Genomic DNA, 25,557 nt, shown 5'->3' with positions numbered 1-25,557 from the left:
TCTGCGCCCTGCGAAGTGCGACATTCCGGCCTCGCGGCTTTACTCAGCCATTGCTCTGATCTTATCGTTCGCAGGCCTTGCGGACTGCAGAGGCCGAATCGCCCGGAAGCGGCGAGGGGGAGGACAAGGTTGCAATGAAAGACCCCGTGGACGTCCTGATCATCGGCGCCGGCGCTTCCGGCGCGGCGGTGGCGTGGTCGCTGGCCGAGACCAAGATGCACATTCTCTGCCTGGAGCAGGGCGGCTGGATGAACCCGGCGGAATATCCCAGCACGGGCCGCGACTGGGAGGCCAAGTTCTACGGCGAATGGTCGTCGAGCCCCAACGTTCGCGGCCGGCCCGAGGACTACCCGATCAATGACGACAATTCGCCGATCAAGGTCGTCAACTACAACGCGGTCGGCGGCTCGACGGTGATGTACACTGCGCACTGGCCGCGGCTGCATCCCTCCGATTTCAAGGTGAAGACGCTCGACGGCGTTGCCGACGACTGGCCGATCGACTACGACGCGCTGGCCCCGTTCTTCGAGGAGAACGACCGGATGATGGGTACGTCGGGCCTGTCAGGCGATCCGCTTTCGCCGCTGACGCATCCGCCGATGCCGCAACAGCCGCTCGGATTATCCGGCGCCATCATCGCCAAGGCCATGAACGATCGCGGCTGGCACTGGTGGCCGTCCGACACGACGGTCGCGACCATGGACTACGAGGGGCGGGCGCGCTGCATCAATCTTGGCCATTGCACGCCGGCCTGCGCGCAAGGTGCAAAGTCTTCCACCGAGATCACTTATTGGCCGCATGCGATCCGCGCCGGCGTTGAGCTGCGCACCCATTGCCGGGTGCGTGAGATCACCACCGACGAGAACGGCATGGCCTCGGGCATGGTCTATTACGACAAGGACGGCGTCGAGCAGTTTCAGCCCGCCCACGTCGTCATCATCGCCTGCAATGGCGTCGGCACGCCGCGACTGCTGCTGAACTCGGCCTCGGGGCGCTTCCCGAACGGACTTGCCAATTCGTCGGGCCTCGTCGGCAAGAACCTGATGTTCCACCCCTATGCGCAGATCTACGGCTATGTGAAGGAGCCGACGGATTCCAACCGCGCGCCGCCGACCTGCCTGTGGAGCAAGCAGTGGTACGACACGGACCTCTCGCGCGGCTTCGTGCGCGGCTACGGCGTGCAGTTCGTACGCGGGGCAGGGCCGGTGTTCGAGGCCGTCGTCAGCGAGCAGAAGGGCATTCTGCCCTGGGGCGCCGACCATCACCGCGTGTTCCGCAAGCTCAACGGCCATCGGCTGGGTTTCTCCGCGATCTGCGAGGACCTGCCCGAGGAGCACAACCGCGTCACGCTCGATCCCGTCCTGAAGGACAGCCACGGCATTCCCGCGCCGAAGATCGACTATACGATCAGCGAGAACAGCCGGAAGATGATGGAGCATGCGCTGGCTCGCGGCCGCGAGGTTCTCGAAACGGCGGGGGCGACCGACATCTGCATCAATTCGCCGATTCCGTGGGGCGGCTGGCACCTGCTCGGCACCGCGCGGATGGGCACCGATCCCGAACGCTCCGTCGTCAACGAATGGGGCCGTTCGCACGACGTGAAGAACCTCTTCATCGTCGACGGCAGCATCTTCGTGACCTCGGGTGGGGTGAACCCGACGTCCACCATCCAGGCCCTCGCGCTCTACATCGCCGATCAGATGAAGCAGCGCCTCGCCAATTTGTTCGACTAGAGATGATGATTGCACGCAGCTCGCCACGAACTCGCTGCACCTCTCCCGCGTGCGGGAGAGGTCGACGCGCTCGAAGAGCGCGGCGGGTGAGGGCTCTTTCCTCTTGGGGAGTCCCTCTGTGGATGCACCCTCTCCCCAACCCTCCCCCGCAAGCGGGGGAGGGAGCGCACCGTCACCTTAGCCGCAACGTTCCGACGCGAGGCCCCAATGACTGATCAGCTCACCCTCACGCCTCGGCAGCGCCAGGACCTGCGCACCATCGCCGCGATGATCATTCCCGCGAGCGAGGAATATCGTGTTCCCGGCGCCGACGACTCCGCAATCCAGGCCGACATGCTGACAACCCTCGGCCGCGACACCAAATTGGTGGCGGCGGCGCTGGATCATCTGGCGCGGCTCGCCGGAGCGCCGCTCGCCGCGCTCGATGTTGCCAAGCGCGATGCGGTGGCGCAGGAGTTTCGCAAGCACGGAGACGTCGCCGCTGCAACGCTCGTCCGCGTCGTGCTGCAATGCTACTACCGCGACGACCGCGTGCTGGGCTCGCTCGGGCTCGAGCTGCGCGCGCCGTTTCCCAAGGGCCATGTGCTCCCGGATGGAGACTGGTCGCTGCTCGATCCGGTCAAGGCAAGAGGCGGCTCGCTGAGGCGGGTACCCTAGCAGCCCAGCCCTGCGCCCCGGTTGGGCCACTTGCGCTGGAGGGAACAGGCCACCATCTGTGTGAGCCTCAAGGACTCTTGCCATGTTGGACTTCACCTCAGATATCGCCGGTGATGCATCGTCATCGCGAACGACGGCGTCTGCCCCGGTCGATGACCGGGCCTTGCTGGACGCCTATTCCAATGCCGTGATCGACGTGACCGATCGCGTCGGCCCTGCGGTCGTGCGGGTCGAGACCGGGCCAAAAGTGCCAAACGGCCGCGAGCGCGGCGGGCTCGGTTCGGGCATCGTGATCTCGCCGGACGGACTCGTCCTCACCAACAGCCATGTGGTCGGCTCCTCCAAGGAGATCCGGCTGCGGGACGTCGAGGGCCATGTCGGCGATGCCCAGGTGCTCGGCGTCGATCCCGACACTGACCTTGCGCTGCTGCGCGCCAATGGCGTGCGCCATTTGCCCTATGCTGCGCTCGGCAATTCCAAGAACCTGCGGCGCGGTCAGCTCGTGATCGCGATCGGCAATCCGCTCGGCTTCGAATCGACCGTGACCGCCGGCGTGGTCTCGGCGCTCGGCCGCTCGATCCGCTCGGTCAGCGGGCGCACCATCGAGGACGTGATCCAGACCGATGCCGCGCTCAATCCGGGCAATTCCGGCGGCCCGCTGGTGTCGTCGAATGCCGAGGTGATCGGCATCAACACCGCCATCATCAACGGTGCGCAAGGCATCTGCTTTGCGGTCGCCAGCAACACCGCGCAATTCGTGCTGTCGGAGATCATCCGCCACGGTTACGTCCGCCGCGCCTATATCGGCGTTGCCGGGCAAACCGCGCCGGTCCCGCGGCGGCATGCCGTGCTGGCCGGCGTCGAGAACAAGATGGGCGCGCTCTTGATGCAGATCGAGCCGGACGGCCCGGCCGCGAAAGCGGGCCTGTTGCCCGGCGATGTCGTCGTCAGGCTCGACGGTGTCGAGATCAACGGCGTCGACGACCTGATCCGCGTGCTCGACCGCGACCGCATCGGCCGGCGGCTGGCCATGGACGTGTTGCGGCTCGGCCGCCTGCGGGCGATCGACATCGACCCGGTCGAGCGCAAGAAGGCGCGCTAGCTGCGGGCCGGTGAGCGAGGTATGACGGTGTCATGCCTCGCTCCCGGAACCTTGCCGCATGATGCCGGCGCATGAGACCTACGATGTCGTTGTCATCGGCGCCGGTGCCGGCGGCATGACGGCGGCGGCCGTTGCGGCCGCCGAAGGGCTGCGGGTGCTGGTGATCGAGAAGACCGCCTTCGTCGGCGGCACCACCGCATGGTCCGGCGGCATGGTCTGGATCCCCGCCAATCCCAAGATGAAGGAGGCGGGGCTGTCCGACAGCGTCGCGGACGCCGTGCAGTATCTGTCGAGCACGGTGCCCGAGCCGGCCAATGCCGGCCTGCGCGCCGCCTTCCTCGCGCGCGGACCGGAAGCTATCGCCTATCTCGAAGCCAACACCGAATTGCGCCTCCGGCCGGTGAAAGCCTATCCGGACTATTATCCGGAGCGGCTGGGTGCGACGTCCGGCGGGCGCGTGCTGGAGCCGGTGGCGTTCGACGGCACGCGGCTTGGCAAGGCTTTTGCGCGCTTACGGCCGCCGCTGCCGGAATTCACGCTGTTCGGCGGGATGATGGTCAACGGTCTCGACATTTCGCATCTGCGCCAGGTCGGAAAATCACTGCGATCGACGTTACGCACAGCGCGGCTGGTTTCAGCGTATGCGTGGCAGCGCTTGCGCGCGCCGCGCGGCACCACGTTGCATCTCGGCAATGCGCTCGCCGCGCGGCTGTATGCCTCGCTTCTTGCACGGCAGGTCGAAATTCTCTTCAGCGCCGATGTCGAGGACTTGTCGATGCAAGGCGATCGCGTGGCTGGTGTGGTGATCCGACACGGCGCCCGCGACCGCCTGATCGCGGCGCGTCGCGGCGTGGTACTCGCGACCGGCGGCTTCTCGCACGATGCGCGCTTGCGCAAACGCTTCTTCCCGGCCGCTACCGGTTTTGTCTCCGCCACCAACCCATCAGGGACAGGCGACGGGCTTCGGCTTGCGGCTGCTGCCGGTGCCGCGCTCAACACGGACGCGACCAGCCCGGCCTATTGGGTGCCGGCCTCGCTGTTCCGCCGTGCCGACGGCAGTCGTGGCGTCTTTCCGCACACGGTGACTGACCGCGCCAAGCCCGGTGTGATCGCCGTCAATGCCGCAGGCCGGCGCTTCGTCAACGAGGCGCTGTCCTACCACGAATTCGTGCTCGCCATGTTGCGTGATGGCAATGGTGAGCCGGACCGGCCGTTCTACCTCATCTGCGACCGCCAGTTCCTGTGGAGCTACGGTCTCGGCCGCATCAAGCCGTTCACGCGCAATTATCGGCGTTATGTGGCGAGCGGCGAGTTGACCGAGGGTTCTGACGTTGCGCAGCTCGCGGCAAAGATCGGCATCAAGCCGTCCCCGCTCGCGGCGACGATCGCGGCCTACAATGCCGGTGCGAAAGAGGGCCGCGATCCCGAATTCGGCCGCGGCAGCACCATCTACCAGCGTCATCTCGGCGATGCCGCTCACAAGCCTAATCCTTGCGTCGCGCCAATTATCCGCGCGCCATTCTTCGCGATGCGCATCCATCCAACCGATCTCGGAACCGCGATCGGCGTGAAGGTCGATGCGCAGGCCCGCGTGCTGCGCGCGGATAGCACGCCGATCGCCGGCCTCTATGCCTGCGGCAACGACATGGCCTCGATCATGAACGGCAACTGTCCGGGCCCGGGCATCACGCTGGGGCCAGCGCTGACATTCGGGTACATCGCGGGGCGGCATTTGGCGGAGGGGCATGTGGCGTCGGTCGCATCAAGCGTTGCCACGACGTCGGTCTAGCCATCTCCACCGCAGTCATGCTCCGCGGAGGCGGGGCATCCAGTACGCCGCGGCTTATCGGCTTAAACACAACTGTCTCGGAGTACTGGATCGCCCGGTCAAGCCTGGCGATGACACCGAGTGTGTGGCGAGCGCATTCCACAATCTCGTCATTGCGAGCGTAGCGAAGCAATCCAGGCTGCCTCTGCGGAGGCACTCTGGATTGCTTCGTCGCTTCGCTCCACGCAATGACGCGTAGAGAGTGCGCGGCTATCCGTCATTCCGCAGCCGCCGCAAAGCGGCTGTTCTCCAGCTCCGCTTCCAGCCGCGCCGTCTCGGCCGCCGCCTGCTTGATGTTGGCTTCCTTGACGTGACCGAAGCCGCGGATCGTCTCCGGCACGCGCGCAAGCTGTGCCAGCAGCGGGATCTGCTCGGCCTTCAGTCTCGCAATCCGCTGATTGATCATGCCGAGATAATCCTCGATCAGCTTGCGCTCTGTCTTGCGCTCCTCGGTACGGCCGAACGGATCGAACGCGGTGCCCCGCAGGAATTTGAGCCTCGCGAGAACGCGGAAGGCGTGGATCATCCAGCCGCCGAACTCCTGCTTCTGGAGCCGGCCCGTCGCCTTGTCGCGCTTCGCAAAGATTGGCGGTGCCAGGTGGTACTTCAGCGTGAAGTCGCCGTCGAATTTTTCCGACACCTTCTTGGCAAAGCTGCCGTCGGTGTAGAGCCGCGCCACCTCATACTCGTCCTTATAGGACATCAGCTTGAACAGGTTCTTTGCGACGGCCTGCGTCAGTTCCGTGGAGCGCGGCGAGGCCGCGCTCTCCGCCTTGCGCACCTTGGCGACAGCTGCGAGGTAGCGCTCGGCATAGGCCTTGTCCTGATAGCCAGTCAGGAACTCGGCGCGGGTCGCAATGACATCGTCGAGTGACTTCGTCGGCGCGGCCGCTCTGTTCTTGAACTGGAGCACGCTGCGCACCCGCGACATGTCGTGGGCGGCGAGACGGCCCCAGGTGAAAGCGAGCTTGTTCATCTCGATTGCGGCGCCGTTGATCTCTATGGCGCGGAGCAGGGCTTCCAGCGACAGCGGGATCGCGCCCTTCTGGAAGGCGAAGCCGAGCATGAAGGGGTTGGTGGCGATGCTATCGCCCATCAGCGCGGCGGCAATGCCTGTCGCGTCGATGATGTCGAGGTTCTTGTCGCCGATCGCGTCGCGCAGCACGGTTTGCATCGCGCCCATCTCGAAATCGAGATCGGGGTTTTGCACGAAGCTCGCGGTCGGCTGCAGGTCGGCGTTGATGTAGGCCCTGGTCACGCCGCGCTCGGCGCGGCTCAGCGCAGTGGGACCGGCCGAGACGATCATGTCGCAGCCGAGAATGACGTCGGCGCCGCCGGTGGTGATGCGGACGGCGGAGATGTCTTCCGGATTCGGCGCGATGCGGACATGGCTCATCACGGCGCCGTTTTTCTGCGACAGGCCGGTGAAGTCGAGCGCCGAGCAGCCGCGACCATCGACATGAGCGGCCATGCCAAGCAGGGCGCCGATGGTGATGACGCCGGTGCCACCGATGCCCGTAACGAGGATGTTGTAGGGACTGTCCAGCTCGCGCGCCGGCGGTAGCGGCAGGTCGGCGAACAGCTGGCCGGAATCGACCGCTGACCTCTTCATGCGCTTCAGGCTGCCGCCATGCACGGTGACAAAACTCGGGCAAAAGCCTTCGACGCAGGAAAAGTCCTTGTTGCAGTTCGACTGGTCGATCTGACGCTTGCGGCCGAACTCGGTCTCCAGCGGTTGTACCGAGACGCAGTTGGAGGCCTGAGAGCAATCGCCGCAGCCTTCGCAGACGAGCTCGTTGATGAAGGCGCGTTTGGCGGGATCGGGATAGAGCCCGCGCTTGCGGCGGCGGCGTTTTTCGGCGGCGCAGGTTTGGTCGTAGATGATGACCGTGAGACCCTTGATGTCGCGCAGCTCGCGCTGCACGGCGTCGAGCTCGCGGCGGTGGTGGATGGTCGCGTCGTGCGGGAAGTAATTTTCTTGCGGATATTTGCTCGGATCGTCCGAAACGATTGCGAGCCGCTTGACGCCTTCGGCCCAGACCTGATGCGCGATCTGCGCGACGTTGAAGCTGCCTTCGGCCGGCTGGCCGCCAGTCATGGCGACGGCATCATTGTAGAGGATCTTGTAGGTGATGTTGATGCCGGCGGCCGAGGCGGCACGGAGGGCGAGAAGGCCGGAATGGGTGTAGGTGCCGTCGCCGAGGTTCTGGAAGATGTGCTTCTCGGTGGTGAAGGGCGATTGCCCGATCCAGTTCACACCTTCGGCGCCCATATGCGAGATCAGATCGGTGCGGCGGGTCGGCATGCTCAGGGCCATGCCGTGGCAGCCGATGCCGGCCATGGCGCGGCTTCCTTCGGGCACGCGCGTCGAGGAGTTGTGCGGGCAGCCCGAGCAGAAGAACGGCGTGCGCGCGAGCTTGATTGGCGTGCTGGTGGTGACAGGGTTGTCGAACGCCTCGAGCCGCGCCAGGCGCTGCTCCAGCACCGGGCTGTGGTGACCGAGCTTACGTAAGCGCGCTACCAGCGCAGAGGCGACGATGGTCGGCGTCAGCTCGCCCTCGCTCGGCAGCAGCGGTGCGCCGCGCTCGTCGCGCTTGCCCGTGACGGTCGGGCGCCTGGACGCATCGATGTTGTAGAGGATGCGCATCAGCTGGTCTTCGATGAAGCCGCGCTTCTCCTCGACCACCAGCACATCCTGAAGGCCTTCTGCGAAACGCTTCGCGCCGCTTTCCTCCAGCGGCCAGGTCATCGCGACCTTGTAGATGCGCAGGCCGAGGTCCTGCGCGTCCTTGTCGGTGATCCCCAAGTCGGCGAGCGCCTGGCGCAGGTCGAGATAGGCCTTTCCGGTGGCGACGATGCCGAGCCGCGCGGGCTTGGAATCGAGCACGATGCGGTCGAGCTGGTTGGCGCGGGCGAAGGCCTGCACCGCTTCCATCTTCGGTCCGAACAGGCGCCTCTCGGCCTCCAGCGGCGGATCCGGCCAGCGGATGTTGAGACCGCCGGGCGGCATCTCGAAATCGTCGGGGAGCACGATCTTGATGCGTTCGGGATCGCTGTAGATGGACGCCGAGCTCTCGACGGTTTCGCTGATCGCCTTGAAGCCGACCCAGCAGCCGGAGAAACGCGACAGCGCAAAACCGTAGAGGCCGAGGTCGAGATAATCCTGGAGCGTGGCGGGATTGATCACGGGGATCAGCGCTGCCGCGAACACCTGCTCGCTCTGATGCGCCAGCGTTGAGGACTGGCAGCCGTGATCGTCACCGGCCAGCGCCAGCACACCGCCATTGAGCGAGCTACCCGCTGCGTTGGCGTGCTTGAGCGCATCGACCGAGCGATCGACGCCCGGCCCCTTGCCGTACCAGATGCCGAACACGCCATCGACCTTGGCGCCGGGAAACAGGCCGACCTGCTGGCTGCCCCAGACGGCGGTCGCGGCCAGATCCTCGTTCAGGCCGGGGACGAAGGCTATGTCATGCTGCTGGAGGAAAGACTTCGCGCGCCACAACGCGTGGTCGTACATGCCGAGCGGGGAACCGCGATAGCCCGAGATGAAGCCGCCGGTGTTGAGCCCCTGAAGCCGGTCGCGTTCGCGCTGCAGCATCGGCAACCGGACCAGAGCCTGGGTGCCGGACAGGAAGATCCGCTTCGATTCGAGCCGGTATTTATCGTCCAGCTCGACCTGCATCAGCGTCATTTCGGAAGTCCTCGGGCTTTCGTTGGGGCGTGGGGTTTGCGCCGCGGGAAGGATTGCGGCAGCGCGGCGCGAATTGTGACAGTCAAAAGCATGCACAGGCGAAGTCAATATCGCTGGCCGCATCCGTGGCGCTCCTGCTAGTCATGGCTGCTTGTGGAGAACACCATGGCTGCAAACGCATTCGACACCGAGATCACTGAGACGGTCGAGGCCCTGATCGGGCCGTGGCGCCGGCCGCGCCAGATGCTGCAAGCGCAAACTTACGACGCGCACGCCTCGATTCATGACGACGCCACCGCGCGGAAGCTCGGCTTCAAGGGCGGCACCATCGAGGGGCCGACGCATTTCAGTCAGTTCGCACCGCTTGGCGAACGGCTGTGGGGACGCGCCTGGTTCGAAACGGGGTGCCTCTCCGCGCATTACCGCAGCGTCTGCTACGAGGGTGAGGAGGTGCAGGCGATCCTGTCGAAGCCGCTGCCTGCTACCCGCCAGTGCCAGATCCAGATGGTCAAGCGCGATGGCACCGAGGTGCTGCGCGGCACGGCCTCGGTCGGCGAGCCGCACGCAGCGACCGCGCTCGAGGCGCGTCTTGCCGAGCTCAAGCCGCTCACCGATCCCGTGATCCTGCGTGACGTGAAGGTGGCGCAGACGAGCAGGCGGCAGACGGTGCGGATGGTGTTCGACCAGATCATGGGCGACCTCTATCCGTTCTCTCTCCGGCAGAAGCTCGCCGTGATTACCGAAAACTCGCCGTACTATTCCGGCGCCGATAATCCGTGGCGCAAGCCCATCATCCCGACGGAGATGCTGAGCGTGCTGCTCCAGTACCGCTCCAAGGACGATCCGCTGCCGGCCAAGGGACCGGCGGTCGGCCTGTTCGCCGATCAGGAGATCAGGCTGGTGCAGGGGCCGCTCTTCGTCGACGAGGATTACGAAGTGGAGCGCGAGGTGGTCGCGCTCTCCGGCAGCCGTCGCACCGAAAGCGCCTGGGCCAAGACGCGCGTGTTCGACAAGGCGAATCTGCTGGTCGCGACCATGCTGCTGAACATGGCGACGCTGAAGGAGTCGTATGCGCCGTATGAGGACGAGTATCGGCGGCTGTACGGGGCGGGGCGGTAGGGGCGAGCGGTGGCACGGCGCTTGCAGAAGTTCCGGCAAAGGGTGTTCTCGCAAGGATTGGCATCATGCTGAACTCAACCAAGCCGCCAGGGAGCGTCATCAGCGCCGAGCCCGAGCCGATCAGGCTCGACTGGCCCGCCACCGCGCTTCTCATCATCGACATGCAGCGCGATTTTCTCGAGCCAGGCGGCTTCGGCGAGACGCTGGGCAATGACGTCAGCCAGCTCGGGCGCGCGGTGAAGCCGATCGGCGCGGTGCTGAAGGCCGCGCGCGACACCGGCATGCTGGTGATCCACACCCGGGAGGGCCATCTGCCTGACCTCTCCGACGCGCCGCCGGCGAAGGTCGAGCGCGGTGCGCCGTCCTTGCGCATCGGCGATCTCGGCCCGATGGGCCGCATCCTCATCCGCGGCGAGGCCGGCCACGACATCATTCCTGAGCTCTATCCGCTCGACAGTGAGATCGTGATCGACAAGCCGGGCAAGGGCGCGTTCTACGCCACCGAGCTCGGCAACGTCTTGGAAAAATACGGCATCGAGAATTTGCTGGTGTGCGGCGTCACCACGGAAGTCTGCGTCAACACCACCGTGCGCGAGGCCAATGACCGTGGCTATCGCTGCGTCGTCATCTCCGACGGCTGCGCATCCTACTTTCCCGAGTTTCACGAGATGGGCCTGAAGATGATCAAGGCCCAAGGCGGCATCTTCGGCTGGGTGGCTAGCTCGGCCGCAGTCCTGGAGGCGATGAAGGCTTCGACGGCTTAGACGACGGCCAGTCCAGGCCGTTATCGCCTACGGCCGCACCGCGGGCGTCTCGATCGGCAGGCCGCGCGCCCGCGACATCAGATAAAGCTCGAGCGCGACAAGCTCGGGCGAACCGTAATCATAAGCCTGAGCGCGCACCCCGGTCATGCAGCTGCGCAACCGCCGCTCCAGCGAACCCAGCGTCTGCCATTCCAGGCGGTAGAGCGGATAGCCGGTCGGCTGTCCCTGCGTGATCGGCGCGCCGGCAAGGCGTTTGTCGAAATTGTCGTCATGGCAATTGGCGCAGGCGAGATTGAGCTGGCCCTCGCGCTGCATGAACAGGTCGCGGCCCTGTTCGATGAAGGGTTTTACCTGCGGATCATCGCCAGCGGTGATCGGAACGCCGCGCGATTGATGAGCGACGAAGGCGGACAACGCCAGCAGATCGCGGCTCTCATAGGGCAGCGGCGTCGCCTGCTGGTGATTGCCGCGGCAGAGGTTGATGCGCTGGTCGAGCGTGACGGGACGGCCGAGCGCCTTGTCGAAAGCCGGATAGCGCGCCGCGACGCCCTTCATGCTGCTACGTGCATCGCCATGGCAATCTGCGCAGGATTTCTCCGCACCGCCGGTCTTCTTTCCCCACAGTGCCTGACCGTCGAGCACGAACAGCATGCCCGGATTGGACGTATCATCATCCTGCATCGCGCGCGTGTCGGGTCCCATCAAGGAATAGCCGGAGCGGCGCGCCTCGGGCGGGATTTCACCTGCGAGGAGGGCAGGGGCCGTGGCGGTCAGCGCCGCCACCACTATCGCGCGCCAAGACTTCATTCGACGATGATCGATGCCGATGCGGTGGACGAATAGCCGTTGTCGCCGATCCATTCGAACTCGAACTTGCCGCTCTCCTCGGCGACCGTGAAAAAGGACAAATATGGATTCGCGGCGATCGCCGGAAACAGATCGGCGCGAAAGATCTCGGCGCCGTTGTAGCGACAGCTGAAGCTCGTGATGATGTCACGCGGCACCAGCTTGCCGTCCGTAGTGTGGCGGAAGCCGGTCTCCATGATGTGCGAGGTCAGCGTGCGGATCTCGATGATCTCGCCGCGCTTGGCCTTCGAGGGAACATTGATGAGGGCGGCCATCAGTTCATCTCCTCGGTGCAGGCGGCCAGCGTCACGACGACGTCGGCGGCGACCTGCCAGAAGCTGTCGTCGGACAGGCGCGCGATCGCCACCACCTTCTGGCTGTCGGCGAGCCGGATCCGGGTCGAGACCTGGGCCCGGCCGGAGGCGGGGCCGAGATGGAAATTGCCGATGTTCGGCTGCGGGTTCTTCTCGTTGAAGACGTGGATGCTCTTGACGTAATCGTCCGCGGTCATCGGGCTTGCGACGCTGACCGTCATCGGCACCGTGTTGCCGTTTTCGACCAGCGGCGGAATGTCGAGCTTCACCCTGCCGGTGCGAATCTGCGCTTCACCGACGATGTTGCGGATCGCGGTGGTGAGCATCGCCGGCGTCGCCTCGACCGGTCGCAGCGTGACGATCGGGATCGCGCCGGCGACCGTCACGCTGCCGGCAAGGCTCAAGAATTGGCGTCGCGTGGTCGGCATGATCAGTCCTAGTCCCGAAGCGTTGCAAGAAAGGCCACGATGTCCTCGATCTCCGCAGCCGATAATATCGGCTTGCCGGCGAAACTGCGTCCAACACGCACGAGGTCATCCTTGCGATAATACGAGGGCATGATGGTCTCCGCGTTGAAGCGCGACGCATCGACCAGCCGAAGCCGTAACTGGCTCGCCGTCCACCGGTTCCCGGCGCCGGTGAGATCGGGCGCAAGATCACCTTGGAAACGCGTTTCCGGGAAGGGACCGGAGTGGCAGAGGATGCAGGTCGTCGTGCGCGCCAGCACCAGCGCGCGTCCGCGCGCGGCATCGCCCAGCGAGCCGGTGAGGGAAGCCGGAATGCCGTCGCCGACGATTTTGTAAGGCACTAGGTCTTCGGCAGTCGCACCACCCCCAAGTGTAAGATTTGCTGCGACCAGCGCAGCGACAATCAATCGGTTGTGTGACGAGAAATCTAGCCGCGAGCTCCACTTACCTCTCCCGCTTGCGGGAGAGGTCGCGCCGAAGGCGCGGGTGAGGGCTCTTTCCTCTTGGGGGTTCTCGCGTGCGGAGACACCCTCTCCCCAGCCCTCCCCCGCAGGCGGGGGAGGGAGCGCACCGGATTGGTGGTGACAGCTTCGTCTCACCATTGCATTAGCCAAAACAATCCGCCGTGATGGTTTGAAACCAGTGCTCCGCCTCGGCCGCCTCCCGGACGCGCAGCTCGCGCGGGGCATCGACCGGGCTGGTCGCGCCGCCTTCGACCTCGGCGAAGATGTCACCTTTCGGCTGGTAGTTGCCGGCAAGCGAAAAGCCGTAGCCGGGTGCGACGGTGGTGTAGCAGACGCCTGTCAGTCGCGGCGCTTCCGGCGTGCGGCCCGCGAGCAAAGCGATGATCGCGGCGGCGCAAGCCTTGCCTTGTGCGCTTGCAGCGGAAGCCGATTTGGGAATGCCGCCGCCAAGGCAGGCGTCGCCGATGACGTGGATGTCTTTGACGAGCTTCGATTCGAAAGTGACGGGATCAATCGGGCACCAGCCGGTGGCATCCGCGGCGCCCGCGATCTCGGCAATGCGCCCTGCGCGCTGCGGCGGAATGACGTTGGCAACGTCAGGGGTGTAGTTGCCGAACTCGGTGACGATGGTCCTGCTCGCCGCATAGACCGAGGTGACGCGGCCGCCTTGCGACAGCGCGACCCGCTCGATCATGTCGCCGTAGAGCTCTTTCCAAGCTCTCTCGAATAGCCGCTGCTGGGAGAAGGCGTCCTTGGCATCGAGGATCAGGACTTTCGAGCGTGGCTTCGTGGTCTTGAGATAATGCGCGATCAGGCTGGCGCGCTCGTAAGGTGCCGGCGGGCAACGCGAGGGATTGGCCGGGATCGCAATCGCGACCGTGCCACCGTCCGCCATCGCCTCCAATTGCCTGCGCAGCAGCAGTGTCTGCGGACCAGCTTTCCAGGCGTGGGGCATCTTTTCCGACGCAGCGTCGTCGTAGCCGGGCAGAGCTTCGACATGGAAGTCAATGCCGGGCGAGAGCACGAGACGGTCATAACCAAACGCTTCGCCGTCGGCGGCCGTCACGCTGCGCTTTTGCGTGTCGATGGTCGTCGCAGCCTGAGCGACGACGCTGATGCCCTCGGCGGCGAGCTTGTCGTAACCGAACTGCTGCGCTTCCATATCGCGCAGGCCCGCGATCACCTCGTTGCTGAGGGGACAGGAGATGAAGGTCTTGTTCGGCTCGATCAGGGTCATCTGCAATTTCGCGTCAGCGCGCTTGAGTGCGCGGGCGCAGGCCGCGCCGCCAAAGCCGCCGCCGACCACGACAATGCGGCCCGCCGATTGCGCGCGCAGGATCGAAGGTGCGGCGAGCGATGTGGCCGCGGCGGTGATGCCGAGGACGGCATTCCGCCGTGTCACCGGCGCATTCATGAGACTTGTCCGGAAAAATGCCGCGGCTGCCGTTGTGGCAGCCGCAGCGCTCTCTTAGGCGAAGGTGATGTTCTGGTCGCGCAGTCGCACCGAGCGGATGCGCTTGCCCGTCGCCGCGAAGTAGGCGTTGAGCACCGCGGGCGCCGCGACGCCGATGGTCGGCTCGCCGACGCCGCCCCAGAACCCGCCGCTCGGCACCATCACCGTCTCCACTTTCGGCATCTCGTTGATGCGCATCGAGTTGTAGGTGTCGAAGTTGGTTTGCTCGATCTTGCCATCCTTGACTGTGCAGCCGCCGTAGAACAGCGCCGAGAGGCCATAGACGAAGGAGCCCGCGATCTGCCGCTCCACCTGCGCCGGATTGACAATATAGCCGGGATCGGTGGAGGCGACGATGCGATGCACCTTGATCTTGCTGCCGTCGGTCACCGAGATTTCGGCGGCGCCGGCGACGTAGCTGCCATAGCCCATGACCTGCGCGATGCCACGATACACGCCCTGCGGCGCCGGCGTGGTCCAGCCGATCTTCTCGGCCACGGCATCGAGCACCGCGAGGTGTTTGGGGTGATTGCCCATCAGATTGCGGCGGAATTCGAGCGGGTCCTGGCCAGCGGCCTGGGCCAGCTCGTCCATGAAGCATTCCATGTAGATGGCGTTGTGATTGACGTTGACGCCGCGCCAGAAGCCGGGCGGAACGTGCGGGTTACGCATCGCATGCTCGATCAACAGGTTCGGCACCGAATAGCCGAACGCGGCCTCGCCGGATTGAGCGACGCCCTGGAATGCCGCCGGATCCATGCCGTTCTGCAGCGCTTCGGGGCGCAGCGAGAACAGGATCGACTGCCCGGACAGGCGGTAGTGCAGCGCGACCAGATTGTTGTTGGCGTCGAACGCGCCGGTCATCTTGCACTGGGTGATCGGGTGATACCGGCCGTGCGCCATGTCCTCTTCGCGCGACCACAACAGCTTGATCGGTGTGCCCGGCATTTGCTTGGCGATCATGACCGCCTGACGGACATAGTCGGTCTGGCCGCGCCGGCCGAAGCCGCCGCCGAGCATCACTTTGTGCACGTCGCACTTTTCCGCCGGCAAGCCCGACGCCTCCAGCACCGCCGCGAAGGCCGCCTCGCCATTCTGCGTGCCGCACCAGACCTCGCATTTGTCCGCCGTGTAGAGCGCGGTGGCGTTCATCGGCTCCATCGTGGCGTGGTTCTGGTAGGGATAGCTGTAGACCGCCTCGATCTTCTTGGCGGCACCGGCGATCGCGGCCTTCGCGTCGCCGTTCTTGTTGCCGACATAGGCCGGCTGCGCGTCGTCGAGGCCTTCAGTCAGCCATTTCGCAATCGACTCGCTGGAGACCTTGGCGTTGTCGCCCTCATCCCAGACGATCGGCAGCGCCTCCAGCGCGGTCTTGGCGTGCCACCATGTGTCGGCAACGACGGCGACCGCGGTGTCCCCGACCTTGACGACCTTCTTGACGCCCTTCATGCCGGAGATCTTGGCCTCGTCAAAACTCTTCAGCTTGCCGCCGAACACCGGGCAGTCCTTGATCGCGGCATTCAGCATGCCCGGCAGCTTGACGTCGATGCCGTAGGTCATGGCGCCGGTGGTCTTGTCGGCGGTGTCGAGCCGGTTCACGCCCTTGCCGATCAGCTTCCAGTCCTTCGGATCCTTCAGCTTGACGTCCGCCGGCGGCGTCAGCTTCGCCGCAGCCTCGGCCACCTTGCCGTAGGTCGTGGTCTTGCCCGAAGGCGTATGGGTGATGACGCTGTTCGCGGCCGTGCATTCGGATGCCGGCACTTTCCACGCATCGGCGGCGGCCTGGATCAGCATCACGCGCGCGGTGGCGCCGCCCTTGCGGACATAGTCCTGCGAGGAGCGGATGCCGCGGCTGCCGCCGGTCGAGAAATCGCCCCAGACACGCTTGCGGGCGACGCTCTGGCCGGGCGTCGGATATTCGGTCGTGACCTTGGTCCAGTCGCATTCGAGCTCCTCGGCGACGAGCTGGGCGAGGCCGGTCAGCGAGCCCTGGCCCATCTCGGAGCGGGCGATGCGGATCACGATGGTGTCGTCGGGCCGGACCACGACCCAGGCTCCGATCTCGGGCGAGCCGTCGGCGGCGCGGACCATGGCGGGGCCGCCGAAAGGAATGTCAAAGCCGATTGCGAGACCGGCACCGACCGCGGCCGTGCCGATGACGAAGGCGCGGCGGTTGAGCCGCGGCGAAACATGCTTGTTCATGTGGGATTTCCTTACGCGCTTGCGATCGTGTGGATCGCCTCGCGCACCTGCTGGAAGGTGCCGCAGCGGCAGATGTTGGTGATGGCCTCGTCGATGTCGGCGTCGGTCGGCTTCGGCTTCTCGTTCAAGAGCGCCGCGACCGCCATGATCATGCCGCTTTGGCAATAGCCGCATTGCGGCACGTCCTGGGCGATCCAGGCTTCCTGCACCTTGTGCAGCGAATTTCCGGATGCGAGCCCTTCGATCGTTGTGATCTTCTTGCCCTCGGCCTCGCTGACCGAAACGCCGCAGGAGCGCATCGCCACGCCATCGATGTGAATCGTGCAGGCGCCGCATTGTGCGATGCCGCAACCATATTTGGTGCCGGTCAGGCCGGCATTCTCGCGGATCGCCCAGAGCAGCGGCGTATCCGGCTCCACGTCGAGTGTGAAGGTTTTTCCGTTGATTGTTAGGTTTGCCATCGCAAGTCCCCTGATTGGCCCAATCCACCGATTGAACTCAGCGGCGGAATGTGTCCGGCAAACTGGAACTGTTCAAATCAACAGTCCGCGGGGTGGCCGGGATGCATGGCCCTCCTGCTTGAAAGTATGGACCGGAGCGTTGTTTTGCCTCATCCCCTTCTCAATCGATTCGGGTTGGCGCCTCTTCCGCGGGCGCCAATCCACGGCTTGAGGCGACGTCCGGCCGTGAACGCCGGTTCCGGGCCGGATCGCCGCTGCACAGCGGCGACAGTTTGTCCCTTTTGCCGGGGTGCAAGACGCAGGCGCTTTGATACACTGCGCCGCCGCCAACAGGAGTTCCATGAACGTGCCGAGTCCCTGCAACGTGCTGATGCTCTACCCGCTGTTCTCGGCGGAGTCCTTCTGGACCTTTGGCGAATCCTGCAAAGTGTTGGGCGTCAAGCGCCCTGCCGCCCCTTTGGGGCTGATCACCGTTGCCGCGATGCTGCCCGAGAGCTGGACGGTCCGGCTGATCGACTGCAACACGGCGCCGCTCAGCGACGACGACCTCGCCTGGGCCGACGTCGTCTTCACCGGCGGAATGCTGCCTCAGCAGGCCGACACGCTGCGCCTGATCGAGCTCTGCCGCGCGGCTGGCAAGCCGGTGGTGGTCGGCGGTCCCGATCCCACCTCGAGCCCCCACATCTACGAGCGGGCCGACTTCCGGGTGCTCGGCGAGGCCGAGAGCGTCATCGACCAGTTCATCGCGGCCTGGGACAGCGGCGCGCGGTCCGGCGTCTTCACCGCGCCGAAGTTCCAGGCCGACGTCACCAAGACGCCGGTGCCGCGTTTCGACCTGCTCAAGTTCGACGACTACCTCTATCTCGGTGTGCAGTATTCCCGCGGATGTCCGTTCACCTGCGAGTTCTGCGACATCATCGAGCTCTATGGACGCGTCCCACGGACCAAGACGAACGAGCAGATCCTGCGCGAGCTCGATACGCTCTACCAAATGGGCTATCGCGGCCATCTCGACTTCGTCGACGACAATTTCATCGGCAACAAGAAATCGCTGCGGCTGTTCCTGCCCCAGCTCGCCGAATGGCAGCGCGCCCACGGCTATCCGTTCGAATTCTCCACCGAAGCCTCGGTCAACCTCGCCGACGATCCGGAACTCTTGGAGCTGATGGGGGCGGCCAATTTCTTCGGCATCTTCGTCGGCATCGAAAGTCCGGATCCGGCGACCCTGGTCGCGATGCGGAAGAAGCAGAACACGCGGCGTAACATCGCCGAGAGCATTCACAAGATCTACGCTGCCGGCATTCTCGTCACCGCGGGTTTCATCGTCGGCTTCGACAACGAGAAGGTCTCGATGGCGGAGTCCATGATCGAGTTCATCGAGGAGGCGTCGATCCCCGTCAGCATGGTCGGCCTGCTCTATGCCTTGCCGAACACGCAGCTGACGCGCCGCCTCGAGCGCGAAGGCCGGCTCCACCAGGGCCACGACGTGGCGCCGACCATCGGCGCCGATCAGTGCACGGCCGGGATCAATTTCGATCCGGTGCGCCCGCTGCGCGACATCCTGATGGACTACAAGCGGGTGCTCGAGCACATCTACAGCCCGGCAGCCTATGCAGGACGCGTCGACCGCTTGATGACGCTGCTCGACCGCTCGCGGCAGCGCCACGAGCTCGCGGAAGGCGACATCCGCGCCAAGCTCGGCGCGATGGAGACGGTGCATCGTGTGGTCAGCGCCCTTCCCGAGGCGCGCGGACCGCTGTGGCAGACCTTCATGAACTGCGCCAAGCGCGACACGTCATCGGCGCGCATCGCCGTGCAGATGATCGCCGCCTACGCCCATCTCGGACCGTTTTCGCGCAAGGTCATCGCTGCCATCGATGCGCGCTTGGCGGCGCTGGACAACGAAACCGTCGCTCCGGCGACTGTCGACGTGACGGCGGCCTGACGTCTGGCTTGAGAGCTTACTTCACCGCCAGTCGCAGGAAGCTCATCACGCTGCCGAGCGCGGCAAAGCCTGCGCCGAGCGCCAGCGCCAATGTCGCGCCGTCGTGGCCCGCGAGTGCGAAGCAGGCCGCGGCGAGCGCGGCGCCCGTGGTCTGGCCGGTCAGGCGCGCGGTGGCGACGATGCCGGAGGCGCTCCCGCTGCGATGCGGCGGCGCGCTCGACATCACCGCCTTCATGTTCGGCGCCTGGAAGAAGCCGAACCCCATGCCGCAGATCACCATCCGCCAGATGATGTCGGCAATGGCGGGATTGGCCGGCAGCATCGCGAGCAGCGCCATGCCGAGGCCGAGCAGCACGAGGCCGATGCCGCCGAGCAGGCCGACCGCATGGCGGTCGGACAGGCGTCCGGCGATCGGCGCCATGATGCCGACCACCAGCGGCCACGGCGTCATGAAGAAGCCGGTCTCGACCTGCGAGCGCCCGAGCACGTCCTCGAAGTAGAACGGCAGCGAGACGAAGGCGAGGCCCTGCACGGCAAAGGAGCACACCGCCGTCGCCGCCGACAGCGCGAACATCGGCCGGCTGAATAAGTCGATCGGCAACATCGGCGCGGGATGGTCGGCGTGGCGGCGCGTCAGGATGAAGCCGAAGGCGAGGGCCGAGACCAACTCGATTCCCACGGCCACCGGCGACAAATTGTGGGCGGCGCTGCCAATGCCGGTGATGAACAGGCCGAGGCAGGCCGACGCCAGGATCGCGCCGATAAAATCAAAACCGTGATCGGCGCGCGGTGTCTTCGGCAGCATCGCAAAGCCGATGCCGATCGCGACGAGGCCGAACGGGATGTTGACGGCGAACAGCCACGGCCACGGCCCGAGCGCGAGGATGGCGGAGGCGATCGAGGGTCCGAAGGTGAAGGCGGTCGCGACCACCAGCGCGTTGTGGCCGAAACCGCGGCCCAGCATCCGGCCCGGATAGACGAAGCGCACCAGCGCCGTGTTGACGCTCATGATGCCGCTGGCCCCCAAGCCCTGCAGCGTGCGCGCGAGGAGCAGGCTGTCCAGCGACCACGCCACCGCGCAGAGCAGTGAGGCGACGGTGAACAGGATCAGGCCGCCGAGATAGATGCGCTGGTGCCCGACGATCTCGCCGAGCGCCCCGAGCGGCAACAGCGTCGCCACCAGCGCGATCTGATAGACGTTGACGACCCAGACCGATTGCTCCGGCGTGACATGCAGGTCGGCGGCGATGGCGGGCAGGGCGATGTTGGCGATCGCGGTGTCGAGCGAAGCCATCGCCAGCGCGGTGAAGATCGCCGCGATGGCCCAGCGCCGCTGCGCGGCCGGCAGGCCATCGGACATGGTGTGGTCGGGCTCGCGCGCGGCGGCAGGTAACGTGATTGTCATTCTCTTATTGTCATTGCCTGGCGCGTTGCTCCGGCGGCGTGGCCAAAAGGGGCTTTCGGCATGTACTACGGCCGGGCGGCCTGCCACAGAGACAAGCACGCATGCGGTGTATGCGCGCCGTCCGCGGCTGTGCGCTCAGACAAAAAGTGCGAAAACAACCCCATGCACAGTAGAGATGGGCTTGATCGATAAGGGATTTTCAAACTGCGCTGGGATGACACCCGTCGTCGCCGCGACGTTGACACGTCGGGCAAAACACCGGCAAAATGCTATGCTGCCAACGAGGGGTCACAAGGCCCGCATAGGTTCGCTTGAATGCGCGATGTCCGCTTCGCGAGCAAGTTCAGCGCATCCGCTCATCTCATCGCCGCGCGCCCAACTGACCGGATGCTCGCTGTCGTCAACTGATCCGGACAACGTCAGCTCGTCGAGCTTATCGCGCCACCTCTCGCCGGTGTAGTCCAGGGCAGCATCGGCGCCGAACCTGATCGCAAATCGTCACTAGTCTGCGGTCGATGCCGCCGCGATCACGCGAGGTGTGGGCCTGCCTGTTGTCTCGACTGCGATGTGGCCAGCGGACGACACATCTACTTCGCCATCAGCCTATGAATTCGCACGACCGCGCCAGGAAAGGGGACCTCTTCCCTAACGGGAAGATAGAGCGCGCATTCATCTGTTGATGGCGACGTTGAACAGCGCGCCAGACCGCGGCGCGGCCTTCGATCTGGAGTTCCGTCGGGATGGACCAGACGTGCTTCGGCCGATGCTCTGGTGCCGGCCATGCCGTACCGGTTGATTTAATTTGACTTTTGCGCAGGGTCAAAATTATATAGTTAATATATTTAATTATTTAATCATTATAGACAGTTATTTCGATCTAAGCGTGTTCTGATCGAGGACTGTAACCATGCGAACAGGCCGGGCCATTTGCTCCATTGGAGTTGCTGTCGAGAGAGGCGTGATCCATGCGCCGACCAATTGAGACTGCACCGAGGAACGGAGAAGGCATCTGGGTGGAAGGTGCGACCGGGGCTGTTGAGGTCGGCCATTGGTCATCAGAGGCGGGTAAATGGGTCTGGCAGGACGGCTCTCCAATCAATCCTGCGCCGACCCATTGGTGTCCCGTGATCGAGGATGTCGATCCAGAGGAGGAACGATCGGGCAGTTGGCTTGTGACGGTGGCAATTTTTGTTCCCGTCATCCTCGTTGGGGCTTCCTTGCTCGGGGTGTTCGAGCCATTCCACGCGCAACCCTTTCCGGACATGACTCGCGCCGGCGACGAGAGCGCCCTCAGCCTCAATCAGCGGCCGGAAATCACGGCCGGATCGCTAGCTCTCCTTCGGCGCGAAACGGCCGGAGCTCTGATGCAGGCGGAGCCGGCAAGCGTGGTGCGACCACAGCCGCGGCTGGAGGAAGAGGCTCCGCGCATTGAAGCGCTCGCCAACGAGCTGGCCGAGGCGAACAGAGAGCTCGACGAGGCAGTCCAGCGCACGCAGACGGCGGAACTCGCCGGTGAGGAGCTGCGGAAATCACTTCAACAGGAGCAAGCCCACAGCGCCGAGCTCGCGAACGAACTTGCCGGAGCCCGCCGCGAGATCGATGCCGGTAAGGCACAATCCCGCAACGCGGACGATGTGGCCGGGCAGCAGAGAGAGGCGGCGGCGGGAGAGATCGCAGAACTGCAGCAGTCCCTACAACAGGAGCGGCAAAGAAGCGGCCTCCTCGTGAAGCAGGCGAACACCGCGCAGGCAGCAGCGGCGAGCGCGGAGCAAGAACGCCACGAGGCTCAGGCACGCGCCGCCGCACTCGCGAGCGAACTCGCCGGAATTCCTCGCGGATCGCTCATGGCGGAAGCTGCGGCCGCGGAACAAACGGAGGCGACGGAGCGGGAGCTGCGGCAGTCTTTGCAAGATGAGCAGCGGAAGAACGCCGACCTTGTCGCCGAGGCCAAAGCGGCGAAGGCGGCAATGGCCAATGCCGAACAACAACGTCGCGCTCTCGAAGAGGCCCAGGCGCACGCCGCCACGCTGGAAAGAGAACTCGCTGAAACGCGCCGTGAGATCGAAACCCGGAACGTGCAATTGCGCGAGGCGAACGATGCGGCCTCGCAGCAGAGACAGGCCGCAGACCGAGAGATTGCTGAACTGCGGCAGTCGCTGCAACAGGAGCGGAGCGCGACCGAAGCCAAGCAAAGAGACCGCGCATCGGCATGGGCCCCGACCGATGCGCGCCTTCCGGTGGAGCAAGCGAATGAAGCCCCGATCTTGCCGGCGACGCAGAACGTGGAAGTGACCGCAGCGGAGCCGCCGACAGCCGCAAACCAAAACGACGCGGATGCCCGATTGATCCCGCGCGCCAGGGCGTTGCTCGATCAGGGTAATATCGGTGCAGCGCGCATCGTCCTCGAGCTCGCGGCCGAGAAGGACATTGCGCAGGCAAGTTTCATGCTCGCGGAGACCTATGATCCGGCGGTTCTGGCCGCCTGGGGTACCTATGGAACGCGCGGCGAAGCGGCCAAGGCGCGAGAGCTCTACGCCAGGGCATACCGGGGCGGTATTCGCGAAGCGAAGGAACGGCTGGATGCGCTGCAGCGCTGAGAATGGGCTCGTTGCATTTCGAAGGGACGAAAGGTTGTGGTGGCTGATTCAGAAGGGAACGACATGAACAAGGCGCCAAAGTCACTCTCGTTGCTCCTGCTCACCTGGTTGGTGCCGGTTGCGATGATGCTTCAAACGGCCTGCTTGGAAGCGCAAACCGCGAGAAATACCAGGGCCGATGCTCAGCTCGTCCGACGGCCGCTCCCGCAAGAGAATGAAAAGGACCGGATGAACGCCTGGACGGTCGGGCTCGCCGGCGGCCTGCTCGAGGGCGCGCCGATCCGCCTCGCCGCAGAAATGGCCCGGGTCGTCGACGATGGAGCAGACCTGCATCTCCTGCCGATCGTCACCCGGGGCGCCACCGACAATCTGAATGCGCTGCTCTATTTGCGTGGCGTCGATACCGCCATCATCAATTCCGACGCGCTCGAAGAATATCAGGCTCAGGCACCGCAGATCCGAAGCCGCATCACGTATCTGCTCAATCTCTTCCCATCCGAGCTGCACATTTTCGTGCGACCGGAAATCGCGAGCCTGCAGGATCTTGCCGGCAAGAAGGTGAACTTCAATACCCTGGGCACCGCAGCTGCCTATTCAGGACCACTGATCTTCAGCCGTCTCGGCATCGATGTCGACAAGACATTCATTCCGCATCAGGTGGCCCTGGAGCAGATGCGCAAAGGCGAGATGTCGGCCGTCGTGTTCATCACGTCGAAACCCGTCGACGCCTTCGTAAAGGGCCGCTGGGAGGCTGGATTCAAGTTCCTCCCGGTGCAGTACGATAGGAAGTTCGAGGACTATTATCTGCCTGCGACCTTGGACCCCAATGAGTATCCCAATCTGATCAAGCAAGGCGAGCGGGTCTCGACCATCGCGGTGCCGACGGCGCTCGTTGCGTTCAACTGGCCGCCACGCTCCAATCGCTATCAACGTGTGGCACGCCTTGTCGAGTACCTGTTCTCGCGAATCGACCGCCTGCAGGCTCCGGGCTTCGATCCGAAATGGCGGTCGATCAATCTCGCGGCATCCGTTCCCGGGCTCACCCGCTTCCAAGCCGCGCAGGAATGGCTGGATCGCAAGGCGCGCAGCGTACAGGCGGGGCCATGAAGACTGCCGCTCCTCGGCTCGCCGTCGCCTTGAATGTCGCCTGCGGAATCGCTTACGCGCAAAACACTGGCGATCCCATGGAAACACTTCGGGCTTGTTCGGCGATGGAGGGGCAAGCCCGGCTGGAATGTCTGCAAGACTTATCACGTAAGATCCCTCCGCCAAGTCGGCGGGGGGCAGATGACGGCTGGCTGGTCAGCGAGACCACTTCGCCGGTGGATTATCTGCCGATCGTCACCGCCACCACCTCATCCGTTAGCGGCTCTGATGGCGCCGCGATGCAACTCGCAATCCACTGCCGCAGAGGCCGCACGGAAGTCGTGGTCACCGGACCGGCGCTGTCACGCAGTGCCAACGAATACGTCATCTCTTTTCGGCTGAATGCGGATACGCCAATGCAACTCACGGCATCGTCGCCCTCATTCGGCTCCGGCGTCGCTTTCGGGGGCGACGTCGTAAAGTTGCTAAGCTCGCTACCCGACGACGGTCACATCGTTGTGCGCCTTTTCACCCGCGCTGGTCCGGTGCAAGACGGACAATTCCTGCTCAGCGGATTCGAAAATGTGCGCAAGAAAATGGCGGCTGCATGCAAATGGCCCCATGCCGTCGCCAGACCAGGAAGGTGATGGGCAGGGAAAATGGGAGATACAAGATGATCAATCCAAAATGGGCGATGGCAGTCATCAGCGGCCTGGCGATGCTGCTTCTGATCGGACCAAGCGCGGCGCAGCAGGACAACCAGTTGATTCCGCAGGTGCGTGAGAAGAGCCAAGCGAGCAACCAGAAGCATCCGGCTCGACAGAAGCAGGTGAGCAAGCCGGCGCAGAATCAGGCGATCAAGCAGGATCGTGCGAACAACACGAAGATGGCTCTGGCGACGAAAGCCGAGAGCGCCAGGAAGCCGCATCGGCTGATACTGCAGGTCAATTCCAACGAACCTGCGATGATGAACCTCACACTCAACAATGCGACCAACGTCGCGCAATACTACCGCGATCTCGGTGAACCAGTGTCGATCGAGGTCGTCACTTTCGGTCCTGGCCTTCACATGCTGCGCGATGACACCTCGCCGGTAAAGCCGCGCATCGAGGTGCTCGCGATGAGCCATCCCGAAATCTCCTTCAAAGCTTGCGGCAACACCCAGGAAAACATGCGCAAGGCGGAGAACAAGGACATCAACCTGATTCCACAGGCCACGGTCGTCAAATCCGGTGTCGTCCGCGTCATGGAGCTGCAGGAGCAGGGCTGGAGCTACGTCAAACCGTGAGGTCCGGCGGCAAACCCAGGGCAATCGCATATGGGAAGCGGATTCCCTGCGGCCCATCCTTCGAGACGCCCGCTTTGGCGGGCTCCTCAGGATGAGGGCGGAGTGTGCGGAAGCAGTTTCAACGGCCTCGAT

General features: G+C 64.6%; 20 protein-coding genes. 11 read left to right on the top strand and 9 right to left on the bottom strand.

The window, feature by feature from the left end; all coding sequences use genetic code 11:
• Positions 1-134 precede the first annotated feature (134 nt).
• From ACR9YP_RS34080 to ACR9YP_RS34065, 4 genes are all read left to right on the top strand, one after another.
• Positions 135-1,733, top strand: a complete 1,599-nt coding sequence (locus ACR9YP_RS34080; RefSeq protein WP_474217923.1) for a GMC family oxidoreductase — start codon at positions 135-137, stop codon at positions 1,731-1,733.
• A 207-nt stretch (positions 1,734-1,940) separates the two neighbouring features.
• Entirely contained in the window at positions 1,941-2,390 is a 450-nt protein-coding gene (locus tag ACR9YP_RS34075; protein ID WP_438110211.1) for a hypothetical protein, read from the top strand.
• Between the two features lie 82 nt (positions 2,391-2,472).
• Positions 2,473-3,492 carry a S1C family serine protease gene (locus ACR9YP_RS34070; RefSeq protein ID WP_370985009.1) on the top strand — a complete coding sequence of 340 codons (1,020 nt, stop codon included), beginning with the start codon at positions 2,473-2,475 and terminating at the stop codon, positions 3,490-3,492.
• A gap of 58 nt (positions 3,493-3,550) precedes the next feature.
• Positions 3,551-5,281 carry an FAD-dependent oxidoreductase gene (locus ACR9YP_RS34065; RefSeq protein WP_438110210.1) on the top strand — a complete coding sequence of 577 codons (1,731 nt, stop codon included), beginning with the start codon at positions 3,551-3,553 and terminating at the stop codon, positions 5,279-5,281.
• A gap of 256 nt (positions 5,282-5,537) precedes the next feature.
• On the opposite strand, the gene ACR9YP_RS34060 is transcribed toward ACR9YP_RS34065, so the two are convergent.
• The gene (locus tag ACR9YP_RS34060; protein WP_438110208.1) at positions 5,538-9,014 is read right to left on the bottom strand and encodes an indolepyruvate ferredoxin oxidoreductase family protein; all 3,477 of its coding nucleotides are present in this window, start codon (positions 9,012-9,014) and stop codon (positions 5,538-5,540) included.
• A 165-nt stretch (positions 9,015-9,179) separates the two neighbouring features.
• On the opposite strand from ACR9YP_RS34060, the gene ACR9YP_RS34055 reads away from it, so the two are divergent.
• Positions 9,180-10,133, top strand: coding sequence for a hypothetical protein (locus tag ACR9YP_RS34055; RefSeq protein ID WP_438110206.1), 954 nt, complete (start codon positions 9,180-9,182; stop codon positions 10,131-10,133).
• Positions 10,134-10,198: 65 nt separating this feature from the next.
• Complete coding sequence (locus ACR9YP_RS34050) at positions 10,199-10,897, top strand: cysteine hydrolase family protein (protein WP_438110205.1); 699 nt, start codon at positions 10,199-10,201, stop codon at positions 10,895-10,897.
• Positions 10,898-10,924: 27 nt separating this feature from the next.
• On the opposite strand, the gene soxA is transcribed toward ACR9YP_RS34050, so the two are convergent.
• The 7 genes from soxA to ACR9YP_RS34015 form a co-directional block, all read right to left on the bottom strand.
• Entirely contained in the window at positions 10,925-11,704 is a 780-nt protein-coding gene (gene soxA / locus ACR9YP_RS34045; RefSeq protein ID WP_438110203.1) for a sulfur oxidation c-type cytochrome SoxA, read from the bottom strand.
• Complete coding sequence (soxZ, locus tag ACR9YP_RS34040; RefSeq protein WP_438110201.1) at positions 11,701-12,018, bottom strand: thiosulfate oxidation carrier complex protein SoxZ; 318 nt, start codon at positions 12,016-12,018, stop codon at positions 11,701-11,703. The genes soxA and soxZ overlap by 4 nt, the downstream gene beginning before the upstream one ends.
• Positions 12,018-12,485, bottom strand: coding sequence for a SoxY-related AACIE arm protein (locus tag ACR9YP_RS34035; protein WP_370985015.1), 468 nt, complete (start codon positions 12,483-12,485; stop codon positions 12,018-12,020). Before ACR9YP_RS34035 ends, soxZ begins: the two co-directional genes overlap by 1 nt.
• 8 nt (positions 12,486-12,493) lie before the next feature.
• Positions 12,494-12,931, bottom strand: coding sequence for a sulfur oxidation c-type cytochrome SoxX (soxX, locus tag ACR9YP_RS34030; RefSeq protein WP_438110199.1), 438 nt, complete (start codon positions 12,929-12,931; stop codon positions 12,494-12,496).
• A 199-nt stretch (positions 12,932-13,130) separates the two neighbouring features.
• The gene (locus ACR9YP_RS34025) at positions 13,131-14,402 is read right to left on the bottom strand and encodes an FCSD flavin-binding domain-containing protein (RefSeq protein ID WP_438110197.1); all 1,272 of its coding nucleotides are present in this window, start codon (positions 14,400-14,402) and stop codon (positions 13,131-13,133) included.
• Between the two features lie 54 nt (positions 14,403-14,456).
• The gene (locus ACR9YP_RS34020) at positions 14,457-16,643 is read right to left on the bottom strand and encodes a xanthine dehydrogenase family protein molybdopterin-binding subunit (protein WP_474217922.1); all 2,187 of its coding nucleotides are present in this window, start codon (positions 16,641-16,643) and stop codon (positions 14,457-14,459) included.
• A gap of 11 nt (positions 16,644-16,654) precedes the next feature.
• Positions 16,655-17,104, bottom strand: coding sequence for a (2Fe-2S)-binding protein (locus ACR9YP_RS34015; protein ID WP_128935233.1), 450 nt, complete (start codon positions 17,102-17,104; stop codon positions 16,655-16,657).
• A gap of 340 nt (positions 17,105-17,444) precedes the next feature.
• On the opposite strand from ACR9YP_RS34015, the gene ACR9YP_RS34010 reads away from it, so the two are divergent.
• Positions 17,445-19,049, top strand: a complete 1,605-nt coding sequence (locus ACR9YP_RS34010) for a B12-binding domain-containing radical SAM protein (protein ID WP_438110195.1) — start codon at positions 17,445-17,447, stop codon at positions 19,047-19,049.
• A gap of 16 nt (positions 19,050-19,065) precedes the next feature.
• On the opposite strand, the gene ACR9YP_RS34005 is transcribed toward ACR9YP_RS34010, so the two are convergent.
• Positions 19,066-20,454, bottom strand: a complete 1,389-nt coding sequence (locus ACR9YP_RS34005; protein WP_438110194.1) for an MFS transporter — start codon at positions 20,452-20,454, stop codon at positions 19,066-19,068.
• 1,013 nt (positions 20,455-21,467) lie between these two features.
• On the opposite strand from ACR9YP_RS34005, the gene ACR9YP_RS34000 reads away from it, so the two are divergent.
• The 4 genes from ACR9YP_RS34000 to ACR9YP_RS33985 all read left to right on the top strand — a co-directional run bounded on the left by ACR9YP_RS34000 (position 21,468) and on the right by ACR9YP_RS33985 (position 25,425).
• Positions 21,468-23,051, top strand: a complete 1,584-nt coding sequence (locus ACR9YP_RS34000) for a coiled-coil domain-containing protein (RefSeq protein WP_438110192.1) — start codon at positions 21,468-21,470, stop codon at positions 23,049-23,051.
• A 123-nt stretch (positions 23,052-23,174) separates the two neighbouring features.
• Positions 23,175-24,158, top strand: a complete 984-nt coding sequence (locus ACR9YP_RS33995) for a TAXI family TRAP transporter solute-binding subunit (RefSeq protein ID WP_474221158.1) — start codon at positions 23,175-23,177, stop codon at positions 24,156-24,158.
• Complete coding sequence (locus tag ACR9YP_RS33990) at positions 24,155-24,784, top strand: hypothetical protein (protein WP_370985022.1); 630 nt, start codon at positions 24,155-24,157, stop codon at positions 24,782-24,784. The genes ACR9YP_RS33995 and ACR9YP_RS33990 overlap by 4 nt, the downstream gene beginning before the upstream one ends.
• A gap of 26 nt (positions 24,785-24,810) precedes the next feature.
• Positions 24,811-25,425 (top strand): DsrE family protein, encoded by a 615-nt coding sequence (locus ACR9YP_RS33985; RefSeq protein WP_438110188.1) that lies wholly within the window; start codon positions 24,811-24,813, stop codon positions 25,423-25,425.
• The last annotated feature ends 132 nt before the right edge of the window (positions 25,426-25,557 follow it).

Source organism: Bradyrhizobium sp. BR14999 (genome assembly GCF_056106085.1).
Note: the sequence above shows the minus strand (reverse complement) of the source record. Positions and strands in the feature narration are given on the sequence as shown.

Excerpts from the sequence above, each read along its gene's own strand:
- ACR9YP_RS34080 (WP_474217923.1), top strand. The coding sequence starts at position 135 with ATGAAAGACCCCGTGGACGTCCTGATCATCGGCGCCGGCGCTTCCGGC.
- ACR9YP_RS34075 (WP_438110211.1), top strand. The coding sequence starts at position 1,941 with ATGACTGATCAGCTCACCCTCACGCCTCGGCAGCGCCAGGACCTGCGC.
- ACR9YP_RS34070 (WP_370985009.1), top strand. The coding sequence starts at position 2,473 with ATGTTGGACTTCACCTCAGATATCGCCGGTGATGCATCGTCATCGCGA.
- ACR9YP_RS34065 (WP_438110210.1), top strand. The coding sequence starts at position 3,551 with ATGATGCCGGCGCATGAGACCTACGATGTCGTTGTCATCGGCGCCGGT.
- ACR9YP_RS34060 (WP_438110208.1), bottom strand. The coding sequence starts at position 9,014 with ATGACGCTGATGCAGGTCGAGCTGGACGATAAATACCGGCTCGAATCG.
- ACR9YP_RS34055 (WP_438110206.1), top strand. The coding sequence starts at position 9,180 with ATGGCTGCAAACGCATTCGACACCGAGATCACTGAGACGGTCGAGGCC.
- ACR9YP_RS34050 (WP_438110205.1), top strand. The coding sequence starts at position 10,199 with ATGCTGAACTCAACCAAGCCGCCAGGGAGCGTCATCAGCGCCGAGCCC.
- soxA (WP_438110203.1), bottom strand. The coding sequence starts at position 11,704 with ATGAAGTCTTGGCGCGCGATAGTGGTGGCGGCGCTGACCGCCACGGCC.
- soxZ (WP_438110201.1), bottom strand. The coding sequence starts at position 12,018 with ATGGCCGCCCTCATCAATGTTCCCTCGAAGGCCAAGCGCGGCGAGATC.
- ACR9YP_RS34035 (WP_370985015.1), bottom strand. The coding sequence starts at position 12,485 with ATGCCGACCACGCGACGCCAATTCTTGAGCCTTGCCGGCAGCGTGACG.
- ACR9YP_RS34025 (WP_438110197.1), bottom strand. The coding sequence starts at position 14,402 with ATGAATGCGCCGGTGACACGGCGGAATGCCGTCCTCGGCATCACCGCC.
- ACR9YP_RS34020 (WP_474217922.1), bottom strand. The coding sequence starts at position 16,643 with ATGAACAAGCATGTTTCGCCGCGGCTCAACCGCCGCGCCTTCGTCATC.
- ACR9YP_RS34015 (WP_128935233.1), bottom strand. The coding sequence starts at position 17,104 with ATGGCAAACCTAACAATCAACGGAAAAACCTTCACACTCGACGTGGAG.
- ACR9YP_RS34010 (WP_438110195.1), top strand. The coding sequence starts at position 17,445 with ATGAACGTGCCGAGTCCCTGCAACGTGCTGATGCTCTACCCGCTGTTC.
- ACR9YP_RS34005 (WP_438110194.1), bottom strand. The coding sequence starts at position 20,454 with ATGACAATCACGTTACCTGCCGCCGCGCGCGAGCCCGACCACACCATG.
- ACR9YP_RS33995 (WP_474221158.1), top strand. The coding sequence starts at position 23,175 with ATGATGCTTCAAACGGCCTGCTTGGAAGCGCAAACCGCGAGAAATACC.
- ACR9YP_RS33990 (WP_370985022.1), top strand. The coding sequence starts at position 24,155 with ATGAAGACTGCCGCTCCTCGGCTCGCCGTCGCCTTGAATGTCGCCTGC.
- ACR9YP_RS33985 (WP_438110188.1), top strand. The coding sequence starts at position 24,811 with ATGATCAATCCAAAATGGGCGATGGCAGTCATCAGCGGCCTGGCGATG.